The 17,615-nt window shown below is 71.1% G+C and carries 18 protein-coding genes; 11 read left to right on the top strand and 7 right to left on the bottom strand.

The features are described 5' to 3' along the window. Positions 1-388 precede the first annotated feature (388 nt). The 5 genes from AB0K82_RS03835 to AB0K82_RS03815 all read left to right on the top strand — a co-directional run bounded on the left by AB0K82_RS03835 (position 389) and on the right by AB0K82_RS03815 (position 6,105). The gene (locus tag AB0K82_RS03835; protein WP_364392368.1) at positions 389-1,630 is read left to right on the top strand and encodes an MFS transporter; all 1,242 of its coding nucleotides are present in this window, start codon (positions 389-391) and stop codon (positions 1,628-1,630) included. A gap of 432 nt (positions 1,631-2,062) precedes the next feature. Then, a complete protein-coding gene (gene sigJ / locus AB0K82_RS03830; protein WP_364392365.1) occupies positions 2,063-2,998 on the top strand; it encodes an RNA polymerase sigma factor SigJ in 936 nt (311 codons plus the stop codon). Between the two features lie 273 nt (positions 2,999-3,271). After that, complete coding sequence (locus tag AB0K82_RS03825) at positions 3,272-3,601, top strand: putative quinol monooxygenase (protein ID WP_364392363.1); 330 nt, start codon at positions 3,272-3,274, stop codon at positions 3,599-3,601. 48 nt (positions 3,602-3,649) lie between these two features. Next, positions 3,650-4,399 (top strand): class I SAM-dependent methyltransferase, encoded by a 750-nt coding sequence (locus AB0K82_RS03820; RefSeq protein WP_364392361.1) that lies wholly within the window; start codon positions 3,650-3,652, stop codon positions 4,397-4,399. A 158-nt stretch (positions 4,400-4,557) separates the two neighbouring features. After that, positions 4,558-6,105 carry an amidase family protein gene (locus tag AB0K82_RS03815; RefSeq protein WP_364392358.1) on the top strand — a complete coding sequence of 516 codons (1,548 nt, stop codon included), beginning with the start codon at positions 4,558-4,560 and terminating at the stop codon, positions 6,103-6,105. Between the two features lie 148 nt (positions 6,106-6,253). Here AB0K82_RS03815 and AB0K82_RS03810 read toward each other — a convergent pair whose 3' ends face one another. Next, complete coding sequence (locus AB0K82_RS03810) at positions 6,254-7,150, bottom strand: intradiol ring-cleavage dioxygenase (RefSeq protein ID WP_364392356.1); 897 nt, start codon at positions 7,148-7,150, stop codon at positions 6,254-6,256. A 201-nt stretch (positions 7,151-7,351) separates the two neighbouring features. On the opposite strand from AB0K82_RS03810, the gene AB0K82_RS03805 reads away from it, so the two are divergent. Next, positions 7,352-7,699 carry a YciI family protein gene (locus tag AB0K82_RS03805; RefSeq protein WP_364392354.1) on the top strand — a complete coding sequence of 116 codons (348 nt, stop codon included), beginning with the start codon at positions 7,352-7,354 and terminating at the stop codon, positions 7,697-7,699. A gap of 1 nt (position 7,700) precedes the next feature. Beyond that, on the top strand, positions 7,701-9,035 hold the full coding sequence (locus AB0K82_RS03800) for a sigma-70 family RNA polymerase sigma factor (protein WP_364392352.1): 1,335 nt from the start codon (positions 7,701-7,703) through the stop codon (positions 9,033-9,035). On the opposite strand, the gene AB0K82_RS03795 is transcribed toward AB0K82_RS03800, so the two are convergent. From AB0K82_RS03795 to AB0K82_RS03775, 5 genes are read right to left on the bottom strand one after another with little or no spacing between them, the layout of a single operon-like run. Then, a complete protein-coding gene (locus tag AB0K82_RS03795; RefSeq protein ID WP_364392729.1) occupies positions 8,935-9,687 on the bottom strand; it encodes an amino acid ABC transporter ATP-binding protein in 753 nt (250 codons plus the stop codon). The two genes, AB0K82_RS03800 and AB0K82_RS03795, sit on opposite strands and share 101 nt — an antisense overlap. 29 nt (positions 9,688-9,716) lie before the next feature. Further along, on the bottom strand, positions 9,717-10,676 hold the full coding sequence (locus AB0K82_RS03790) for an amino acid ABC transporter permease (protein ID WP_364392350.1): 960 nt from the start codon (positions 10,674-10,676) through the stop codon (positions 9,717-9,719). Between the two features lie 7 nt (positions 10,677-10,683). Then, a complete protein-coding gene (locus tag AB0K82_RS03785) occupies positions 10,684-11,625 on the bottom strand; it encodes an ABC transporter substrate-binding protein (protein ID WP_364392347.1) in 942 nt (313 codons plus the stop codon). Positions 11,626-11,635: 10 nt separating this feature from the next. Next, positions 11,636-12,427 (bottom strand): nitrilase-related carbon-nitrogen hydrolase, encoded by a 792-nt coding sequence (locus tag AB0K82_RS03780; RefSeq protein WP_364392345.1) that lies wholly within the window; start codon positions 12,425-12,427, stop codon positions 11,636-11,638. After that, positions 12,424-13,299: a hypothetical protein gene (locus tag AB0K82_RS03775; protein ID WP_364392344.1), complete on the bottom strand. Its 876-nt coding sequence runs from the start codon at positions 13,297-13,299 to the stop codon at positions 12,424-12,426. Before AB0K82_RS03775 ends, AB0K82_RS03780 begins: the two co-directional genes overlap by 4 nt. 200 nt (positions 13,300-13,499) lie before the next feature. Here AB0K82_RS03775 and AB0K82_RS03770 point away from each other — a divergent pair, with 200 nt between their 5' ends. The 3 genes from AB0K82_RS03770 (at position 13,500) to AB0K82_RS03760 (ending at position 16,110) form a co-directional block, all read left to right on the top strand. After that, a complete protein-coding gene (locus tag AB0K82_RS03770) occupies positions 13,500-14,867 on the top strand; it encodes an aminotransferase class I/II-fold pyridoxal phosphate-dependent enzyme (protein ID WP_364392343.1) in 1,368 nt (455 codons plus the stop codon). 71 nt (positions 14,868-14,938) lie between these two features. Then, complete coding sequence (gene nucS / locus AB0K82_RS03765; RefSeq protein ID WP_364392341.1) at positions 14,939-15,598, top strand: endonuclease NucS; 660 nt, start codon at positions 14,939-14,941, stop codon at positions 15,596-15,598. Positions 15,599-15,642: 44 nt separating this feature from the next. Beyond that, positions 15,643-16,110: a DUF3224 domain-containing protein gene (locus AB0K82_RS03760; protein ID WP_364392340.1), complete on the top strand. Its 468-nt coding sequence runs from the start codon at positions 15,643-15,645 to the stop codon at positions 16,108-16,110. A gap of 9 nt (positions 16,111-16,119) precedes the next feature. On the opposite strand, the gene AB0K82_RS03755 is transcribed toward AB0K82_RS03760, so the two are convergent. Then, positions 16,120-16,911 (bottom strand): SDR family NAD(P)-dependent oxidoreductase, encoded by a 792-nt coding sequence (locus AB0K82_RS03755; protein ID WP_364392339.1) that lies wholly within the window; start codon positions 16,909-16,911, stop codon positions 16,120-16,122. A gap of 125 nt (positions 16,912-17,036) precedes the next feature. Between AB0K82_RS03755 and AB0K82_RS03750 the strand changes: the two genes are divergently transcribed. After that, on the top strand, positions 17,037-17,612 hold the full coding sequence (locus tag AB0K82_RS03750) for a TetR/AcrR family transcriptional regulator (RefSeq protein ID WP_364392337.1): 576 nt from the start codon (positions 17,037-17,039) through the stop codon (positions 17,610-17,612). Positions 17,613-17,615 lie beyond the last annotated feature (3 nt).

Raw genomic sequence — 17,615 nt, 5'->3', positions numbered from 1 at the left:
CGGCAGTCGAATCACCGGATGCGGCCGGACCACCGGCGGCCGCTCGATGCAGGATCGTCGTCCGCCGGGGCGCCTCTGGTCTTTCTGCGCCGTCTACTGGGAGTAGAAACATCTTCTCCCAGTAGACACTCCAGGAAATGCACCCCTCGCAGGCGGGTCCGGTCCCTCCCGTTCGGGGGATTTCGGCCTGACGCGCGACGATCCGGTGGAGCAGGTGCACCTGGCCGGCGGTGAACCGCTGACGCCCATCGCGGGCGACGGCGCCGGCGGTCATCACCCAGGGGGACGCGCGAGCGCGTGGTGCAGGCTCGGCACCGCCTCATCCGTGGTGACGTCAATGTCTGTTTCCTGCCAGCATCGTGGCACCGACGCTTCGTACGGTTGGCGCGTGAAAACTGATGTTGCCGATGTCGATCAGCACCGCCGATTGCCTGGTCCTGTCGTCTGGTTCATGGCGCTTGCGGCTGCGCTCGGGACAGCGACGATCTACCCGTTGCAGCCGGCGATCTCCGATGTGGCGAACTCGTTGAACGCCTCGCTCGCTGCGGTCGGGGTAGCGCTTGCGTGCGGGCCGCTGGGATACATGGTCGGACTCGGTCTGCTCGTCCCGCTGGTCGACCGATTTCCTCCGGGGCGGGTGCTGTCGGCGCAGGTCGGCGTCCTGGCGGCCGCCCTGTTCTCGAGTGCTGTCGTCGGCGACGTATGGGCGTTGGGCGCGGCGATCGGCGTGACCGGGGCCTGCTCGGCAGTTGGCGCGGGCCTCAGTTCGGTGGTCGGCCGGCTCGCGTCCCCGCATCGGCGAGCGGCGACGCTGGGGATCGTGACGGCCGGGATATCGGCGGGGATCCTCCTCGGCCGGATCGTCGGCGGCTGGCTCGCCGAGGTGATCGGCTGGCGTGGCATGCTCATGGTGTTCGCCGCGGCCTGTGCGGCCGTCGCGGTGGGCTTGCTGCTGGTGGTCCCGGGCACCCGGGGAGGAGCCGAGCGTGGTTATCTCGCCACGCTGAGGTCGATTCCGGGCCTGTTCGTCCGGTACGCCGCGTTGCGGTTGGCCGCTGCCCGCGGTGCCCTGTGGTTCTTCGCGTTCTGTGCGCTGTGGGCCGGGCTGGCGGTGGCGCTCTCGAAGCCCCCCTACTCGTACTCGGCAGAGCGTATCGGCATGTACGCGCTTGCCGGCCTCCTCGGCATTCTCGCCACCCGGGTTTCGGGCATGTGCACCGATCGTGTGGGCGCGCGCCGCGTGATCCTCGTAGGTCTGGTGATCGCCGGAGCCGCGGCGGCGATCGTCGGGTTCGTCCTTCCGAGTGCTGCCGCGGCCTTGGCCTGTCTGGCGCTATTCGACGCGGGACTGTTCGCCGCGCAAGTCGCGAATCAAAGCACCATCCTCGCGATCGACCCGGCGGCACCCGCGCGGTTCAACAGCGCCTACATGTTCGTCTACTTCGTCGGCGGAAGCCTCGGGACGGCATTCGGCGCCACGGCCGTCGAACGGTTCGGCTGGCCTGTGACAACGGCGATCATCTCAGCGGCCATCGCCATTGCCGCGGTGATCACGCTGTGCGCGAACGATCGCTCCGTTCGGTCCACTTCCACAGGCCGCGCTCAAGACCATCTTGTCCGGAACTCTTAGCCCGGTCCGATCAGGCGATAGCGGGCCTTCCGAACGGATCGCGCGAAGCCGCAGCCAGGGCGGGGCTGCCGGGCTTCGGTGGGCGTACCGAATGCTCGGTGAAGCGCTCCGGCCAGCCGCGCTTTGCCCTGGTTCGTCACAGACTGCGCCAGGGTTTGCCGAGCCCTTGGCCGCAGCCGATCCGGCAGGCGGCCGGTGGTGAACCGCTGACACCCATCGCGGGCGGCGGCGCACGATCTGCGCGATGCCCTGGCATCGGTGGTCGGATCGCCGAGCCTGCAAGACGCGCTCGCGCGTCCCTGGTCCGGCGGATCGGCAGGCCGGCCCGCCCCCGGCGAACGGCCGGGGCGGATGGCCACGCCGACCTCACACTTCGGTGCGTTGTCTCGTCGAACCGGTGAAGACGAAGCGACCAAGGGAGTCGACGACACCATGAGCACCCAGTCCGAGCCGGGACACGGTCGGCTCGATCCGGGCCTGAACGCGATCATGAGCGAGCGGCGTCAGCTGATCAATCTCGCGTACCGCCTGCTCGGCTCCCTGGCCGACGCCGAGGACGTCGTACAAGAGACGTACACCCGCTGGTACGCCATGTCGCCGCAGCAACAGCAGGCCATCGAGTCCCCCGGTGCCTGGTTGACGAAGGTCGCCGGTCGCATCTGCCTGGACCTGCTCGGCTCGGCACGCGCCAGGCGGGAGCGCTACGTGGGCGAATGGGTTCCCGAGCCGCTGCCCGAACCCACCGAGTGGATCAATGGACGGTCGGACGCCACGGGAGATCCGGCGGACCGGGTCACCCTCGACGAGTCGGTCAGCATGGCCTTTCTCGTCGTGCTCGAGTCGATGACGCCGGCCGAGCGTGTCGCGTTCGTCCTGCACGACGTCTTCCGCTACTCCTTTGCCGAAGTGGCCGACGTCGTCGGCCGTACGCCGGCGGCATGCCGCCAGCTGGCCTCCTCGGCCCGTCGTCGCATTCGCACGGCGCAGACTCCCGCGACCCCCGCGAGCCGGCAGGCCGGGATCGTCAGGGATTTCAAACAGGCGTGGGAGGCCAAGGACCTGGAGGGCCTCATCGGCCTTCTCGACCCCGACGCCACGGTGATCGCCGACGGCGGCGGCCTCGCCGCCGCCGTGCTCCACCCGGTCGAAGGCAGTGAGCGGATCGCGCGCTACGTCATCGACCTCGCGGTCAGGACACCCGACAACGTGACGTTCCTGGAGCGCACGGTCAACGGTCAGCCCGGTCTGGTCGTCCAGCAGGACGGCGTCACCGTGACGGTGTTCGCGTTCGAGATCGCCGACGACCGGATCAAGCACATCTGGGCGGTACGCAACCCCGACAAGCTCGGGCCCTGGACGACGGGCTGACGGGAGCCCGTACCGAATGCTCGGTCGAAGCGGCTCTCCGGCCGCGCTTTCTGGCGGTTCGCCGCGCTCCTGTGTCGCTTCGCCGAGACTTCCGCTCAGCCGTAGGCACGAGCGGTCGAGTGCGGCCTGGCCCGGTCAGGCTCGTGGGTCGACATTCCAGGTGGCGGGAAGCTCCGTGTCACAGAAGGCGCAGTGGTAGTCGTCGTCTCGGACGACGTTCCGCTCCTCGCAGGCCGGGCAGCGGCGGAAGACGGAGATCTTAGCGTTGGGCGCATGACGACGACATCGACGGCGCAAGTCCCCGTTTCCCTCTATGGATTCCTGACCCCCAAACCCGGACACGCCGACGAGCTCCGGCGGTTGCTGATGGACCTCGTCGAACCGTCCCGAGGACACGAGGGCAGCCTTCAGTGCCACCTCCACGAGCAGGAGGACGGCCGGTTCTTCCTGTACGAGATCTGGCGTTCGCGGGAGGACCTCGACCGGCACAACGCGACCCCGCTGCTGCGCGCCTTCATGGACGAACTGCCGGCGCACCTGGAAGGGATCCCCGAGGCGTACTTCGGCGTGCTGAGAAGTCCTTATCCGGCCGTCAGGGCCTGAGCGAATATTCGGAGGACTTCCGGCGGAGCCGGCGACAGGATGCAGCCCATGAACCGTCAGGAAATCAGTGCCATCGCCCATGGCGACCGTCCCATCGCGGCTCCGCTCTCGGACGAATCGGTGCGGATCCTGCTCGATCGGGCTCTCCGGCGCGGGGACGAGCAGATCCTCGATCTCGGCTGTGGAGCGGGGACCTGGTTGATACGCGCGCTGGTCGACCGTCCCGGGCTACGCGCGGTGGGCGTCGACATCGACGCCTCGGCGATCGCGCGCGCCGAGAAGGCCGCGACCGCCGCGGGAGTGGCCGATCGGGTCGTCTTCCACGCTATGGACGCCACGGACTTCACCGCACCGCACCGTTTCGACCTTGTGCTCAGCGTGGGCGCCGCGCATGCCTTCGGCGGGCTCCTGCCCACCCTCGAAGCGGCCGACGGGCATCTCGCTCCCGAGGGCGGGGTCCTCGTCGGTGACGGCTTCTGGGAGCATCCACCGGGCCAGGCGACTCTCGACGCCGGGTTCGACGCCGGGGAGTACGACGACCTCGCCACGACCGTCGACCGGATCACGGACCGTGGGTGGGCGCCGATCTACGGGCACGTCAGCACGCGGCAGGAGTGGGACGACTACGAATGGTCCTGGACCGGCACCCTGTCACGCTGGGCGCTGGAACACCCGGAGCATCCGGACGGCGACGAGGCCCTCAGAGTCGCGGCCGAGCACCGTACCGACTGGCTGCACGGCTACCGCGGCACTCTCGGATTTCTCACCGTCCACCTGCGCCGCACACGTGACCGCTGAGCCGTTTCCCGGGGAGACACGCGTAGCGAGGCCGTCGAAGAGCTGTACGCGATCTTCGGCGTGGTCCTTGCCCTCGTCGGCTCGTCGTGGACTGTCATCACCAACCGCCACGGGCGGTTTCCGCTTCACCAGCGGATCGCGACAAACAGGGAGATTCAATGACGACGAAACAGTCTGCCGGTGCGGCTGGCAGCGGCGACCCCAAGCAGCCACGGACCACCCACCACGCCGGGCACCGCACTTCGACCGTGGACCGGGCCCTCGCGTCGGTTCCGGAAGCGTTCCCGGAGACGATGACCGTCCACGACCTGCAGGAGGAGATGACCGCCGGGCGGCTGACCTCCGTAGAACTGACGCGGCGATGCCTGGAGCGCATCGATCGGCTGAACCCGGTGCTGCGCGCGGTCATCTCGGTGAACCCGCGCGCACTCGATGAGGCCCGCGCGTCCGACCGACGTCGAGCCTCGGGCGAGACGCTCGGCCCACTCGACGGCGTGCCCGTCCTGCCCAAGGACAGCATCGACGTGGCGGGCCTGGCGACGACGGTGGGCTCCGAAGTACTCCGTCACGCCCTGCCGACCTCCGACGCCCGCCTGGTCACCCGGTTGCGCCGGGGCGGCGCGGTGATCATCGGCAAGGCGAACCTGTCGGAATGGTGCAACTACCGCACATCGAGCGGGATCGCCGGTTGGAGCGCCGTCGGTGGTCAGACCAGGAACCCCTACGTCCTGGACCGGACGCCGAACGGGTCCTCCAGCGGTTCCGCGGTGGCGCCGGCGGCGGGCATGGTCCCGCTCGCCATCGGCACCGACACCTCCGGCTCCATCATCGCCCCCGCGGCGGCGAACGGGGTCGTGGGCTTCAGGCCGTCCCTGGGGCGGGTCAGCGGGATCGGCCTCTTCCCGATCTCGCCGGATCAGGACACCGCCGGACCGATCGCCCGGCACGTGGCCGACGCGGCCGCGGTGTTCGAGGTGATCGCGGAGACGTGCGCGCCGATTCGCCTGGACGCCGAGCCGCGGCTCGGAACCAGGATCGGCGTGTGGCGCGGAATCAGGTTCGGGGGAAGCCTCCCGGACGTGGACCGCGTCTTCGGCGCGGCCATCGCGAAACTCCGCGACCTGGGCGTGACCACCGTCGAGGTGGAACTGCCCGACCCTGACACATCGGCGCTACTGCCGTACGAGTTCAAGGAGGCCGTCAACGCCTACCTGGCTCTCCGCGGCGGGGAACCCCGTGATCTGGCCGAACTCATCGCCCTTCACCGGGGCGAACCGGCCGAACGCGAGCGCGTCCGGGAGCTCGGGCTGACCAGGTTCGAAGCGGCCCAGGCCGCGGAGTCGGCCCACACTCCCCGGTGGTACCGCGAGGAGCGCCACCGGATCGTCGAGGAGACCCGGCGGAGCATCGACGGCGTCTTCGCGGAACATCGCCTGGACGCGGTCATCGCACCGAGCAACGGACCGGCCTGGAAGATCCTCGGTCCGTACGACTACCCGTGGGTGTACTCGTTCGGGCCCGCGGCGGTCGCCGGATATCCGGTCATCACCGTGCCCGCCGGGCACGCCTACGGGGCACTGCCGCTGGGCGTCTCCCTCATCGGGCGCGGCGGCGACGACGAGAGGCTGCTGGGCCTCGCGAACGTCTTCGAGCAGGCCACGCAGGCCCGCACATCGCCCCGGTACCTGACCACGCTGCCGGAGTGACCCCCTGAAGGGGCCGGCGCGGTTCTCCGCGCGGGCCCCTTCGTACGCCGGGAGGTTCGCCACCACGCGCCTCTGAGGCCGCGGCGAGCATGCCGGGCGGGGACCGGGCGACCCGCCCTGCGCAACTTCAGGCGGGTCGCCCGGGGGTTCACGGGGTGGCGTCGGGGTTCACGCCGACGACGATCGTGGCGAGCAGGCCGTGGGTGACCGGGCCCTTGCGGAGCGGGCGCAGGGTCAGGAGGCCGGCCGATCCGCCGCTCTGGTAGATGCCGTCCTCCCCCAGCTTCGTGCGCCGGGTGGTGTTGATGGCGTACGGCTGGAGCCCGGCGATCCGCTCGGTGACGTTCTCGTCGAAGAAGAACTGGCCGGTGTGGGCCACGTGGCCGCCGGTGTACTTCCGGCCGACGACCCTGCCGCCGAGGTGGACCTTGGCGTGGATGTGGATCGCCCGGCCGATGTACCAGCCGGGGTACAGCGTGCGGAACTCCACGACGCCGTGCCGGTCGGTGAGCTGGACGCCCCGCAGGAAGGTGAGCTTGTCGGTCGGCTCCGCGTGCCCTCCACCACCGCCCGGAGGCGGCGAGCCGGGCGGCGGAGTCGGCGTGCCGGTGGGCGGCGTCCCGCCGCCCGGACCGCCGGGGCCGCCGCCGTTCGCGCCGCCGACGCCCATGGCCGTGTAACCGGAGTACTCGCCGAGCGCGTCGCAGTGCCAGACGTCCAGCGCGGCCTTCGGGATGGGCGCGCAGGTGGCCGCGTCGACGACGGTGGCGCGCAGGATGACGGGCACGCCCTCCTTGCGCTCGGTGATGTCGCGGCGGAAGAGTTCGTAGTCGAGGTAGTAGGGGCCCTCGACCAGCTCCGGTGCCAGCACGCACGCCGGGCTCGGGCCGCCCGGCGTGCGGGTGGTGGACGCGCCGGCCGCCGCGCGGCCCAGCGCGACGACCCCGGCGGCGCCGAGGCCCGCCCCGCCGAGGGCGGTGAGTGCCGCACGGCGGTTCACGCCGCCGGCTTTCGGGGACTGCTCCTGCTGTTCGTGGTCGGTCATGCGCTCGCCCACCCTTGGTTGACATCGGCTATGACGATCAGTCGGCCCCCGCGTGGAGGACGCTAGGCGTATCCCGTGAGATCCAGATGAGAGCGAACTGAGAACCATGAGATTTCCGCAGCCGTCCGTCGATCCGGCGGAGCGCGGTTCGTGTAGGGAGTGAGACACGGCAGAGCGCCGGTACCGAGCAGAGGACCTCCGATGAAGCAGTACATCCTCACCGTCTACCAGCCCGACGGAGACACGCCGCCCGCCGACGAACTCGCGAAGATCATGCAGAGAGTCGATGCCTGGAGCGAGGAGCTCAAGGCCGCCGGCGCCTGGGTCTTCACGGGAGGGCTCTACCCCGCCGACACGGCCACGGTCGTACGGCTCCGGGCCGGCGAGACGCTGATCACCGACGGGCCGTACACCGAGGGCAAGGAGCACATCGGCGGCTTCACGATCATCCGGGTGGCCGATCTGGACGCCGCGCTGAAGTGGGCGGAGGAGTTCACTCGCATCACGACGCTGCCCGTCGAGGTGCGTCCGATGCCGGCCGACGCCTGACGTGTCCGCGTCTTCCGCCACCGCGCGGGTCGAGCGGGTCTTCCGTGCGGAGTACGGCCGGGCGGTGGCCGTCCTGGTCCGCGTCTTCGGCGACATCGGGATCGCCGAGGAGGCGGTCCAGGACGCCTTCGCCGAGGCGCTGCGGCGCTGGCCGTCCGCCGGGCCGCCGCCGAGCCCGGCGGGATGGATCATCACCACCGCCCGCAACCGGGCGATCGACCGGCTGCGGCGGGAGGCCTCGCGCGCGGACCGGCACGCCCAGGCCGCCCTGCTGTACGCCGCCGACGAACCGCTCGAGGAGGGTCCGGTGCGCGACGACCGGCTCCGCTTGATCTTCACCTGCTGCCATCCGGCGCTGGCGCCGGCCGCGCGGGTGGCGCTGACGCTCCGGCTCCTGGGCGGCCTGACCACCGCGGAGATCGCCCGCGCGTTCCTGGTGCCCGAGCCGACGATGGCCCAGCGGCTCGTCCGGGCGAAGGGGAAGATCCGCGACGCCCGGATCCCGTACCGGATCCCGGACGAGGCGGACCTGCCGGACCGGCTGCGAGCCGTGCTGGCCGTCGTCTACCTGATCTTCAACGAGGGCTACGTGGCCGGCTCGGGGGATCGGCTGGTCCGGGAGGAGCTGTGCGCGGAGGCGATCCGCCTCGGGCGGCTCCTGGCCGAGCTGATGCCCGACGAGCCGGAGGTCGCGGGCCTGCTCGCGCTGATGCTGCTGCTGGAGTCGCGCCGGGCGGCCCGTACCGGGCCCGACGGGTCCCTGGTCCCGCTGCCCGAGCAGGACCGGAGCCGGTGGGATCGGGCCCTGATCGCCGAAGGGCAGGACCTCGTCCGCCGATGTCTGCGGCGCGACCGGCCGGGGCCGTACCAGGTCCAGGCGGCGATCAACGCGGTGCACGGCGACGCGCCGGACGCCGCCGCGACGGACTGGGGGCAGATCCTGCGGCTGTACGACCTGCACCTCGCCCTCGCCCCGAGCCCGATCGTGGCGCTGAACCGCGCCGTCGCGGTGGCCGAGGTGGCGGGCCCTGAGGCGGCCCTCGCGCTCGTCGACGACCTGGACCTCGACCGCCACCACGTGTTCCACGCCGTACGGGCCGACCTGCTGCGCCGCCTCGGCCGCACCATTGAGGCCGAGATGGCGTACGAGGCGGCGATCGCCCGCACCGAGAACACCATCGAACGCGACTTCCTGCGCCTTCGCCTTCAGTCGCTCGACTGCGAGGGGCCGGACGTCACAGCACCCGGCTCAGGAACGCCCGCGTCCGCGGGTTGGCCGGCGCGTCCAGCACCTGCGCGGGCGGACCCGACTCGACGATCACACCGCCGTCCATGAACACGACCCGGTCGGCGACCTCCCGCGCGAACCCGATCTCGTGCGTCACCACCACCATCGTCAGGCCCTCCTCGGCCAGCGCCTTCATGGTGGCCAGGACCTCGCCGACCAGCTCGGGGTCCAGCGCGCTGGTCGGCTCGTCGAACAGCATCAGCTTCGGCCGCATCGCCAGCGCACGGGCGATCGCGACCCGCTGCTGCTGCCCGCCCGACAACTGCCGCGGATACGCCCCGGCCTTGTCCTCCAGGCCGACCTTCCGCAGCAGTTCCAGCGCACGCTCCCGGGCCTGCGCCCGCGGCTCCCGGCGTACGCCCGTCGGCGCCTCGATCACGTTCTGCAGGACCGTCAGGTGCGGGAACAGGTTGAACTGCTGGAACACCATGCCGATCTCACGGCGCTGCCGGGTGACCTCACGCTTGCCCAGATGCCGCACCCGGCCGCCGTCCGCGCGGAACCCGATCAGCTCACCGTCGACGTGGATGGACCCACCGTCGATCGTCTCCAGGTGGTTGATGCACCGCAGGAACGTCGACTTGCCCGACCCGGACGGGCCCAGCACCACGACGACCTCTCCGGCGTGCACGTCCAGGTCGATGCCCTTGAGCACCTCCAGGTGCCCGAACCGCTTGCGGACCTGCCAGGCCCGCACCATCGGCGGCGTCTCGACCAGCGGTTCAGCGGTCACGAGGGAACCTCCGGGGTCGTCGGGGCCTGGGCCTGGGCCTGGGCGCGGCGGCGCATGAGGACGAAGCTCCAGAAACCCTGCGGCGCGTTACGGGTCGCGCCACGGGCGTAGTGCCGTTCGATGAACGACTGCCCCACGTACAGCACCGAGGTGATCACCAGGTACCAGAGGCAGGCGACGATCAGCAGCGGGATCGTCTGGAACGTCCGGTTGTAGATTGACTGAACGGTGTAGAGCAGGTCGGCCAGCGCGATCACGCTGACCAGCGACGTCGCCTTCAGCATGTTGATCACCTGGCTGCCCGTCGGCGGCACGATGAACCGCATCGCCTGCGGCAGGACGATCCGCCGCAGCGTCCGCGCGTCGCTCATGCCCAGCGCGTGCGCCGCCTCCATCTGCCCCGGGTCCACCGCCAGCAGCCCACCACGGATGATCTCCGCCATGTACGCCGCCTCGTTCAGCCCCAGACCGAGGATCGCCGCCAGCAACGGCGTGATCAGGTGATTCGTCGACCCACTCGCGAACTCCGGCCCGAACGGCACCCCGACCGACACCCGCGGCAGCAGCGCCGACAGGTTGTACCAGAACACCAGTTGCACGAGCACCGGGATGCCGCGGAAGAACCAGACGTACGCCCCGCACGACGCCCGCAGCAGGGGGTTCTCCGACAGCCGCCCCACCGCCAGCAGCACCCCGCCCACGATGCCGACCGCCATCGCGATCACCGTGAGCTCCAGGGTCGTCACGATCCCCTGGCCGATGATCTGGGCGTTGAAATAGCGCCCGACGACGTCCCACTCGAAGTTGTCGTTGGTCACCAGCAGGTGGACGAGCTGCGCCGCCAGCACCAGCAGGACCAGCGAGGCGACCCACCGCAACGGATGCCGGGTGCGCGCCGCGCCGGCGACATCGACCTGCGGATCGGTGTCGCGGGAGGTCTTCTCCGTCACTGCCACGAGAGGGTCACCCCTTCCTCGGCGCGAGGTTCACGCCGGGCTTGTCCAGGGAGTTCGCCGACAGGCCCCACTTCGCCATGACCTTGCCGTAGGTGCCGTTGGCGATCAGTTCCTTGAAGGCGTCCACCAGCACGTCCCGCAGCGGCGACCCCTTGGCGACCACGGCCCCCTGGTACAGGTCGTCGAATCCGTTGGCCTTACCCGTTCCGGCCAGCTCGAGCGCGTTGCCCGCCTCCTTTACGAAGTAAGTCAACGGCGCCTGAGAGGAGAAGAACGCGTCCGCCCGGCCCGACCGCACCGCCAGGATCGACGTCGGCTGGTCCTTGTACGACTGGACCTGCACGGCCGGCTTCTTCTGCTGCACGCAGGTCTGCGCCTGCTTCTTGATCACGTCTTCGGCCGAGCCACCGGCCATCACCGAGATCTTCAGCCCGCACGTGTCGGCGATGGAGGAGATGTGGTTCGGGTTGCCCTTCGGCACCGCGAACACCACGAACTCCCGGACCCAGTCGACGAAGTCGTTCGCGGTCTCCCGCTCGGGGAAGTCACCGATCGGGCCGATCGCGAAGTCGTACCGGCCCGCCTTGATTCCGCTGAGCTCACTCGGCAGCCCGTCGACCGTCACATGCTCGATCTTCACGCCGATGAGCTGCGACAGCGCCGTCGCCATGTCGGCGGCGGCCCCGGTCAGCGACCTGCCGTCCGAACCGGCGATCTCGTACGGCGGGAACGAGCCGTTGTTCACCGAGATCAGCTTGCCCGCGGACTTCACCTTCGCCGGCAGCCGGTCGTTCAGCTTCTGGTCCAGGGTCTGCTTCAGATCGGCGGCGCCGACGCCCGACGCCTTGGACCCGCTGCCGCCACCGTCGACCTCCGACGGGTTCTTGCCGCAGCCGCTCACCACGAGGGCACCCGCGACGGCGAGCGCGGCGACGATCCGTTTCGACACGGTAATGCTCCTAACGAATTGACGGGTCGACGAAGAAACGCCGATTGGCGAGCACCGGCAGCTTGCGGCGGGCGGCCTCCAGCTCCTCGCGGTCGGCCTCGGCCCACAGCAGCCCCGGCCCATCGCCCAGGCGGCCGCGGACGATCCCGAGCGGGTCCACGACCATGCTCGCGCCGATGTTGCGGCGGCCGCACTCACCGGACGCCGCGACGTAACAGGTGTTCTCCAGGGCCCGGGCGGTCACCATGACCTCCCAGTGCCACTCCTTGGCCGGCCCGCGCACCCAGGCCGCCGGCAGCACCAGCAGCTCCGCGCCCCGGTCGACCAGAAGCCGCGCCATCTCCGGAAATCTTACGTCGTAGCAGGTCATCAGGCCGACCTGCCATCCGGCGCAGTCGAACACCACCGGCTCGCCGTCGCCCGGGCGCACCCGGTCCGACTCCCGGGCCCCGAACGCGTCGTACAGGTGGACCTTGCGGTAGGTCGCCACGACCTCGCCGTCCCGGACCGCCACGAGGGTGTTGTGCACCTTCCCGCCGCCGGCCGGTTCGTGCATGCCCACCACGACCGTCGTGGCCGTGCCCGCGGTGTGCTCCCGCAGGCCGGTCAGGAACGGACCGGTCAGCGGCTGCGCCGCGTCGACGATCCGCAGCGGCTCGTCGATGAACAGCGCCATGGCGTCCTCGGGCAGCACCAGCAGGTCCGCTCCCCCGGCGACGGCCTCGTCGATCAGCGCCCGGCAGGACTTGAGATTGCTCGTCCAGTCCTCGGCGACGGCGTACTGCCCGACAGCGATCCTCATGCGAACAACTCCTCGGCGTCGATCGGGTGCGGGGCGATGCCCTGCGCGTGCAGCTCCTCGCAGAACGCCGCGGTCATCGCGGCGTTGGCGGCCCTGCCGTACGGCATCCAGTCCGGGCCGAAGATCTCCGCGCTCGCCTCCAGCTCCGCCAGCAGCCACGGCGTGGTGTCGGTGAGCATGCGGCGCCGCTCCGTCCACAGCCGCTTCGACTCGGTGAACAGCTCCTCCAGGGCCGAAGGCAGCCACGGATGCCGGTCCACGACCGCCCGCTTGACCGCGAGGAGGTGGATGCCGGGCACGAACCCGGTCTGGCGGAAGTAGTCCAGCTCAACGCCCCGGTGGTCGTCGTACAGATGACGGAACCGGCTGCCGGGGCCGAACAGCTCATCCGGCATGAACGGCGTGAAGATCGCGTCGAACCGCCCGTCGGCCAGGCCCTCCACCAGGGACTCGCCGTCACCGGCCACCTCCACGTTGGGCGGCAGCGGACGCGGGCCGACCCGGTCCTTGCCGGTCTCCCCCGCCACCAGCGGCCCGACCGTCCACGCGATGCCGCCCAGGTCGACTCCCGCCGAGCGCAGCAGCGCCCGCGTCCAGGTGTTCCCCGAGTCCGGCCAGCCGGTCAGCCCGATCCGGGCCTCGGCCAGGTCCTTGGGCGACGTCAGCTCGCTGTCGCGCCGCACCAGCACGCACCGCTGCCGGAAACCGCGCATGACGAACACCGGCAGGCCCACCAGCCGGTCGTCACCGCCGCCGCGCCCCAGCGCGTACCGGCTGAACGACGTCTCGCCCCCGTCCAGTTCGGGCTCGGCGAGCACGTCCGGCGTCACCGCCCGTGACTCGATCTCCAGCTCGAAGTCTCGGGATCGCACTCGGCCGGTCACGAGTGGAACCAGGTGATCCCAGTCGCGCAGGGCCAGGCGAATCCGTGGAACCGACACAACGCTCCATTCGCTCGACATCCCTCGATGGCGACCGACAATATGTTCAGCGAAGAGCGAGTACAATACTCGTTTTGTTATCGTACAAAGATTTACCGCAATGAAATCGATAGAACGGCAGGTGGGAGCCCATGCCCGAGCCCTCGATCGACGCCGCCTGGCTCGCCGAGCACATCGGTGACCGCAGCGCCCGGGGCATCGCCTCGGCCATGACCGATCTCATCCGGCGCGGCGACCTCCCCGCCGGAATCCGCCTGCCGACCGTCCGCGCTCTCGCCGCCGTCCTCGGGGTGAGCCCCGCGACGGTCGCCGACGCCTGGTCGACCCTCCGGCGGCACCGCGTGGTCAGCGCGCAGCGCCGCCGCGGCACCGTCGTCGTCGGGCCGCCCAGCGTGCCGCACCCGGTCCGCTACGAACGCATCGGTGACTTCGGCGGCCGTCCGGCGATCGACCTCGCGATCGCCGCGCCCGATCCCGCGCTGCTCCCCCCGCTGGAGCAGGCGCTCGCCGCCGCCGCCCACGCCGAACGCCTCAACGACTACGCCCGTGAGACCATCACCCCGCGCCTGCGCCGCGCGGTCGAGCCGACCTGGCCGTTCCCCGCCGAAGGGTGGCTCGTGGCCGGTGGCGGCTACGAAGGGGTACAGCTGGTCTGCCAGACCGCCGCCCTGCCCGGCGACCGCATCGCCGTCGAGGACCCCACGGGCGCGCGGCTCCTCGACATCCTCGAAGCCCTCGGAGCCGACGTGATCCCCGTCGCCTGCGACCGCGAGGGCCCGATCCCCGACTCCCTCGCCGACGCCCTGGCCACCAACCCCGCGGCGTTCGTCTACCAGCCGCGCGCCCACACCCCCTGCGGCCACTCCCTCAGCCGGGAACGCGCGGCCGCGCTCGCGGCCCTCCTCGCCCCCACCAGCACCCTGGCCGTCGAGGACGACGGTCTCGGCGAGGCCGCGGCCACGCCGCCGGTGAGCGTCGGCGAGCACCTGCCCGCGCAGACGGTCCTCATCCGGTCCTTTTCCAAGTCCCACGGCCCCGACCTGCGCATCGCCGTGCTCGGCGGAGCCGGCGACACGATCGAACGCGTCCGCGTCCTGCGCAGCTTCGGCACCGGATGGACCAGCCGCATCCTCCAGGACGCCCTGGCCCATCTGCTCGAGGACCCCGGTTCCCGCGCCGCCGTCGACCACGCCCGTACGGTGTACGCGCGGCGACGCGAGGGCCTCGCCGCCGCGCTCGCCGCTCGGGGGATCCCCACCGCGAACGAGGACGGGCTGATGCTGTGGGTGCCGGTCGCCGACGAGTCCGCCGCCCTCGTCACGCTCGCCGCGCACGGCGCCGCGGCCGTGCCGGGAAGCCGCTACCAGGTACGCCCGTCCGCGCCGCACCTTCGCGTCGCCACCGGCCAGCTCACCGACGATCCGGTCCGGCAGACCGAGATCGCCGGCCTCATCGCCCGCGCCGCGGCGTCCCCCGGCGGGTTCGGCGGCCATGCCTGACGGCCCCGTCGCCGCGGATCGCGGCCGAAGTCGCACACGGCCGCGTGGCGCTGCGGCTAAGGTGGGCGACCGTGCGCCTCGTCATCGCCCGGTGCAGTGTCGACTACGCCGGCAAGCTCACCGCCCACCTGCCCATGGCCCCGCGGCTCATCCTGATGAAAGCCGACGGCAGCGTCTCCATCCACGCGGACGACCGCGCGTTCAAGCCGCTGAACTGGATGAACCCGCCGTGCACCGTCAAGGAGGAAGAGGGCCGCTGGACGGTCACGCACGGCAAGTCCGGTGAGCAGCTGATCCTGACGATCGAGGAGATCCTGCACGACTCCAGCCACGAGCTGGGCATCGATCCGGGCCTGCGGAAGGACGGCGTGGAGGCCCACCTGCAGGAGCTGCTGGCCGAGCACATCACGACGCTGGGCGAGGGCTGGAAGCTGATCCGCCGGGAGTACCCCACGGCGATCGGGCCGGTCGACATCCTGTGCCGGGACGACACGAGCGCGACGGTGGCGGTCGAGATCAAGCGGCGCGGCGAGATCGACGGCGTCGAGCAGCTCACCCGCTACCTGGAGCTGCTGAACCGCGACCCGCTGCTCGCGCCGGTCCGCGGGATCTTCGCCGCACAGGAGATCAAGCCGCAGGCGCGGGTGCTCGCCGCCGACCGTGGCATCGACTGCGTCACCCTCGACTACGACGCCCTGCGCGGCATCGAGCGGGACGGCACGCTCTTCTAGATACCTGACAGAAGATGGCAGCCTTCACCGCCATGCTCTTTCTCATGAGCGAGCGCAGCGAGCGAATCGATGAGCACAGTGCCTCTGGTCTCTCCCCCGACGAAGGAGGGCGCCTGGCCAAGCGAACAGAAGGCACGTTCGTCCTCGACGTATGGGACGCCGAGAAGCCGTACGACGAGCGGGACGGGGTCACGTGCACGCGGGTGCACGTCGAGAAGACGTTCAGCGGGGGCCTCACCGGCACCAGCACCGCCGAGCTGACCACCGTCGGCACCGAGGCCGGGCCGGCCGCGTACGTGGGGATCGAGCGGTTCGAGGGCACGCTCGACGGCCGCACGGGCGCGTTCCTCCTCCAGCACAACGCGGGCGGCGAGCGCGGCAAGCCGTGGCTGACCTGGAAGATCGTCGAGACGAGCGGCACCGGCGACCTCAAGGGCATCAGGGGCGAGGGCCAGATCATCATCACCGAGGACGGCGGGCACTCCTACTCGCTCGACTACGAGCTCGGCTGATCCGCCGCGTCAGCGCTTGTCGCGCTGGCCCTCGGTGAGCGCGCGGGTGAGCCGGTCCGCGCCGCCCCGCCGCTGGATCCGGGCGAACAGGCCGGGGGCCAGGCCGCCCAGCACCACCCCGGCGCGAACGGCCAGCGGGGCGACGTCGACCTCCGCACGGTCCCGCTCGATGGCGCGGGTGACCGCGCGGGCGACGTCGCCGGGCGTGTTGGTGCCCAGGCCCGGCGGCAGGCTCACCCCGGAGTCGGCGAACATCCCGGCGTCCCGGATGAACCCCGGATAGATCGCGGAGACGCCGACGCCGGCCGGCCGCAGGTCCTCGCGGAGGCCGAGGGCGAGCCCGCGCAGCCCGAACTTGGTGGCGTTGTACAGCGCGGTGCCGCCCGCCGCGACCCTGCCCGCGATCGACGAGACGAAGACCAGGTGGCCGCGTCCGCGTGCGCTCATCTGCTCGGCGGCCAGGCGGGCCATGACGATCGGCGCGCGCAGGTTGACGTTCACCGCGCGGTCGATCTCCTCGAGCGTGAAGTCGGTGAGCGGCCCGCTCGCGGGCAGCCCGGCGTTGGCGACGAGGATGTCGATCGGGCCGGCCCGCTCCAGGACGCGTACGGCGCCGTCGCGGTCGGACAGGTCGGCGACGAGCGGCCGGGCGCCGAGCTCGGCGGCGAGGGATTCGAGCACGTCGGCGCGGCGGCCGGTGAGCACCAGCGACGCGCCGCGCGCCGCCAGCTCCCGCGCGACGGCCTGGCCGATGCCCCCGGTCGCCCCGGTGACGAGGGCGGTCGCGTCAGCGATCTCCATACCGGCATCCTCACATGCCAAGCCGTATCGGCAAGGCCCGTCGCGCAGCGTGTCTCCGCGGTCTGCGACAGGATGCAATATCTGTCTCACGTTTCGGGTCTGGGGAGACCGGTACCCTGCGAGGCATGCCGCAGGCCACCACCGACGTCCGGGAGCGGGTCGTCAACGCCGCCGAGCGCTGTTTCGCGCGGTACGGCGTCGCCAAGACGACCGTCGAGGACATCGCGGCGGCCGCGGGCCTGTCCCGGGCGACCGTCTACCGCAGCTTCGCCGGCGGGCGGGACGAGGTGATCCTCGAGGTCCTCCTCCGTGACCTGCGTCGCTTCCTCGACCGGCTGGCCGCGCGGCTCGGCGCGCAGAGTTCGGTGCCCGACGGCATCGTCGAGGGCGTGATCGACGCCGTCGCGTTCGTGCGCGGCGAGCCGAGGGTGGCGGCCCTCCTCACCCCCGAGGCCGCCGGCCACACCCAGACGGCCGTGGCCGGGGCCGCCCAGAGCGTGCTGCGCCTGTGCGCCGACCGCGTCCGGCCGTACTTCGCGGCCGCCCAGCGGGAGGGTCTGCTGCGCGCGGACATCACGGTGGAGGGCGCGGTGGAGTTCCTCTTCCGGATCATCTCCTCGATGATCGTCCTCCCCGGCGACGGCGATCCTCGCGACTTCCTGCGCACCTATGTCGTCCCCGCCCTCACAGAGAGCGATTGATCG

Origin of the sequence: Actinoallomurus sp. NPDC052274 (assembly GCF_040679475.1) — a bacterium.
Taxonomy (GTDB): Bacteria; Actinomycetota; Actinomycetes; order Streptosporangiales; family Streptosporangiaceae; genus Actinoallomurus; species Actinoallomurus liliacearum.
This window is presented reverse-complemented; position numbering and strand designations above follow the sequence as displayed.